Genomic DNA, 4,158 nt, shown 5'->3' with positions numbered 1-4,158 from the left:
TCGTCGATCGGCATAGCGTGGTCGACGCTCGTATAGGCGATGCCGAAACCGCCGCCGAGGTTGAGCTCGGGAACGGGACCGCCCTCAAGGAGCTGGGCCTGCAGCGTCATGAGACGTCGAGCCGATTCGCCGAAGCCATCGGAGCCAAAGATTTGGGAGCCGATGTGGGCGTGAAGCCCGATGAACTCGAGCGACTCGTGCGACCGAATGAGTTCGACGATCGACGGGGCATCCGCGAGCGTGATGCCGAACTTTTGGTCCTCGCGGGCGGTGGCCAGATACTCGTGGGTGCTCGCGTGCACTCCGCTGTTAACGCGCAGTCTCACCTTTTGCCGCACATCGTGGCGCGAGGCCGCCTCGGCGACTCTGCCGACCTCCTCGACGCTGTCGATCACAATAACGCCGATGCCGGAGGCGACAGCGCGATCGATCTCGGCCACGGACTTGTTGTTGCCGTGCAGGCCGATGCGCGCAGCATCCACTCCCGCCGCCAAGGCGACGGCAAGCTCTCCCCCCGACGCGACGTCGATGTAGAGGCCCTCCTCGGTTACCCAACGAGCCACCTCCGCCGACAAAAACGCTTTGCCAGCGTAGTAGACCTTGGCCGCGCTGCCGATAGCGGCGAACTCGCGGTCGAATGCCTCGCGGGTCTCGCGGGCGCGAGACCGGACATCCGCCTCGTCCATTACATAGAGAGGGGTGCCGTAACGGGCGGCGAGCTCGGTAGCGGAGACTCCCCCGACCTCAATGACACCGTCGGCGGCCCGCTCGACCGAACGAGCCCAGACCTCGCGCACGAGCTCATTGGCATCGGCCGGCTCGGCAAGCCAGTCGGGGGCAAGAGGGTTGGCGGTCACACAGGCCTCACGGGGTCGAAGGAACTTGATCGTGGCGACGCCGGCGCACAGATACTCGTAGCGCCGGGCACACTCTGGGAATTCTATTACGCGACGCGCTACTCGCCCGTCTCTGCCCCCTGCGCAGCACACGATCCCTTGCGCGCAAGCGCATCGAGATCGACCGGGACATCGGCACCACGAGCAGTGATGCTGAGCGTGGAAGTCTTGGCCTCAACCCCCGTGATTGTGAAGCTCTCGGGTAGCAGGCTTGCCGTGCACACCGAAAAACCCAGCCCCGTGATGTCGTCGAGCTGTGTGAGGTCGAGGGTGACCGCATCGGCGGCCGTGACGCCGGTGGGCGTAAGCACCAGGTAGCCGCCATCGATTGTGGGCGCGACGGTCGCTGAGAATGGCACGGTCAGGCCGAGAACATCGATCGAAGAGTCGAGCTCGATTCCGTTAGGAACGAGTCGAACCGCCCCGGCGAATCCGGCATTCTCGGCGAGGGCAGAGACCCCCTCCTCCCCGATCGCCAGGTCGACATCCACATCGTCGAGGCTCCCCGAAACGGTCTGGAGCAGCATCGAGAACCCGTTGATCGTGACATCGACAGTCGAATCGGAACCCGGGATGCGCTTCTTGATCTCGGCCTCAGCGCGCGTCTCGGCAAAATCGCGCAGGCCCATATCGACGAGCACGGCGGCGCCGCCGAGGATGACGACCGTGATGAGAAGCCCCACGGTGATGCGAAGAGCCTTGCGGCCCGCCCGACGCTCGCCGGGCCGGTAGGAGGTCTCGGGTCGTCGGGCCATGGGCGCTACATCCTTTCGGGGGCGTCTACTCCGAGCAGGCCGAGCGCGTTGCGCAGCACCTGCCCCGTCGCATCATTAAGCCACAGACGGGTGCCGTGCACGGCCTCGACAGGCGCATCGCCCTGAGGAGTTACGCGGCAATTGTCGTACCAGCGGTGATACGCGCCAGCGAGTTCCTCCGCATAGCGGGCCACCCGGTGCGGCTCGCGCAGCTCGGCGGCCTGCAGAACGATGCGCGGGAACTCCGCGAGCGAACCGAGCAGAATGCTCTCAGTTTCGTGGCTGAGCAGGCTCGCGTCGAAGGTGTCGCGAGAGACGCCAGCGGCCTCGGCATTGCGCGAAACCTGGTTGGTGCGGGCGTGCGCATACTGCACATAAAAAACGGGGTTGTCGTTGGTGCGACGCTGCAACACCTCGGGGTCGAGCGTGAGCGGCGAGTCCGCCGGGTAACGCGCGAGCGAGTAGCGCAGAGCATCCGTTCCGAGCCAGGCCTGAAGGTCGTTGAGCTCGATGATGTTGCCGGCGCGCTTGGAGAGCTTGGCACCGTTAATCGACACGAGCTGGCCGATCAGAACCTCGACATCTTTCTGCGGGTCTTCGCCGGATGCGCCCGCAATTGCCTTAATGCGGTGCACGTAGCCGTGGTGGTCGGCGCCGAGCAGGTAGATCTTGTGGTTGAAGCCGCGATCGGTCTTGCTCAGGTAGTAGGCGGCGTCGGCGGCGAAGTAGGTGTAGATGCCGTTGCCGCGCTTGATGACGCGATCTTTGTCGTCACCGAAATCGGTCGTGCGCACCCAGATCGCGTCGTCTTCGTCGTAGACGTGACCCTGCTCGCGCAGACGGTCGACGGCCCGGTCGATGGCGCTGGGGTTGCCCTCGTGGAGGGTGCGCTCCGAGAACCACACGTCGAACTCCACGTTGAAGCGGGCCAGGGAATCCTTGATCTCCTGCAGCTGCAACTGGTAGCCCAGTTCGCGGGCCAGTGCGAGGGCCGTCTCGTCGTCGAGTTCGAGCAGATTCGGTTCGAGCTCGAGCACGCCCTTGGCCAGGTCGGTCACGTACTGACCCGGGTAACCGTTCTCCGGGGTCGGCTCTCCCTTGGCGGCAGCAAGAATGCTCGCCCCAAAGTTGTTCATTTGGTTGCCGGCGTCATTGATATAGAACTCGTTGGTGACATCCGCCCCCGCAGCGCGCAGAACGCGACCGAGCGAGTCGCCCAGCGCGGCCCAACGGGTGTGGCCAATGTGGAGCGGACCGGTGGGGTTGGCCGAGACGAACTCGAGGTTGATCTTCTGCCCGGCCAGACCATTGCTCGTGCCGTAGGCCGTGCCCTGCTCCACAATGCTCTTGGCGAGTGCGCCAGCCGCAGCGGCATCCAGCGTGATGTTAATAAAGCCGGGGCCAGCAACGTCGACCGACGCGACACCGTCGACCTTTGCGATGCCCTCGGCGAGCGCCGTGGCAATCTCCCGCGGGTTAGAGCCGAGCGGCTTAGCAATCTTGAGGGCGACGCTCGATGCCCAGTCACCGTGATCCCGGTTCTTGGGGCGGTCGAGACGCACATCGTCGATCGAGACGGACACGGTGCCCTCCCGCGACGCAACCAGGGCGTTAACGATGTCGAGAATGCGGGCGGAGAGTTCAGCGGGAGTCACTCCCGAATTCTACCGGCCCGATCGCTGCATGCTTGCGGCATAACGGGTGCCGGGGCTCTCGACCGGCGGGGCAACCCTCTGGCGCGGCCCCTCAGACGGCAGAATAGGAGGGTGACCATTGCCCAGCATCCTCGTCGTATCGCCCGCATCGCCGCAATCGCCGCCGTCGCCGTGGTGGCGCTCAGCGGATGCGCCCCCGAAAGCAGCGGGCACGGGGCATCCCACTCCCCCAGCGCGAGCCCGAGCGCGAGCGCAAGCAGCAGCGCATCCCCGGCGCCGAGTTCACCGGCCGTCGATGAATCGACCGCCGTCGGGGTGACCTGCGACGAAATCATCACGGCGCAGAACCTCTACGACTTCAATCCCAACTACTCCCGCATCGATGCGCCAGCATCCGTGAGCGCCACTGCGAAAGAAGCCATCGACCTCAAGGGCATCGCCTGCTACTACGTGAACCAGACGAGCGGCGAGGTCATCACCGTGACCGTGGCGACGCCCGGCCCGACCAAGCTTGCGGCGCTACGAAGCGAGCTCACGGCCAGCGCAACCGCGGCCCCTCAACTGGGCGACGCATGGTTCGCCGACGGTCAAGCGACGGTGCTCGCTGGCAGCACCTACTGGATCACGGTCTCGTCCGACGCTTTCTACGAGGGCGTCGACGCCCAGCAGCTCGTCACCTACGTGACCAGTCACCTCGGATAGGGCCCGGCCGCCCCTCACGGGCTGCTAACCTAGACAAGCGCTCCGGGCCTCCACGCCCGGAGCGCACACATCCGCCCTCGTAGCTCAGGGGATAGAGCGCCGGTTTCCGGTACCGAAGGTCGGGGGTTCGAATCCCTCCGAGGGCACTTC

The 4,158-nt window shown here is 65.4% G+C and carries 4 protein-coding genes and 1 tRNA gene; 2 read left to right on the top strand and 3 right to left on the bottom strand.

Annotation, left to right across the window (positions count from 1 at the left end; genetic code table 11):
- The 3 genes from AC062T_RS08670 to argS all read right to left on the bottom strand — a co-directional run.
- Window positions 1-857: diaminopimelate decarboxylase family protein (locus tag AC062T_RS08670; RefSeq protein WP_476029179.1), on the bottom strand; the 857-nt coding region annotated here is incomplete at its 3' end.
- 98 nt (window positions 858-955) lie between these two features.
- Window positions 956-1,651 (bottom strand): LmeA family phospholipid-binding protein, encoded by a 696-nt coding sequence (locus AC062T_RS08665; RefSeq protein WP_476029177.1) that lies wholly within the window; start codon window positions 1,649-1,651, stop codon window positions 956-958.
- Between the two features lie 5 nt (window positions 1,652-1,656).
- Entirely contained in the window at window positions 1,657-3,306 is a 1,650-nt protein-coding gene (gene argS / locus AC062T_RS08660) for an arginine--tRNA ligase (protein ID WP_476029175.1), read from the bottom strand.
- Window positions 3,307-3,417: 111 nt separating this feature from the next.
- Here argS and AC062T_RS08655 point away from each other — a divergent pair, with 111 nt between their 5' ends.
- Both AC062T_RS08655 and AC062T_RS08650 read left to right on the top strand, forming a co-directional pair.
- Complete coding sequence (locus AC062T_RS08655) at window positions 3,418-4,008, top strand: hypothetical protein (RefSeq protein ID WP_476029173.1); 591 nt, start codon at window positions 3,418-3,420, stop codon at window positions 4,006-4,008.
- A 73-nt stretch (window positions 4,009-4,081) separates the two neighbouring features.
- Window positions 4,082-4,154, top strand: a tRNA-Arg gene (locus tag AC062T_RS08650).
- Window positions 4,155-4,158 lie beyond the last annotated feature (4 nt).

It is taken from the genome of Homoserinimonas sp., from assembly GCF_056262345.1.
The sequence above is the reverse complement of the archived record's forward strand: the minus strand, read 5'-3'. Positions and strand labels throughout refer to the sequence as shown.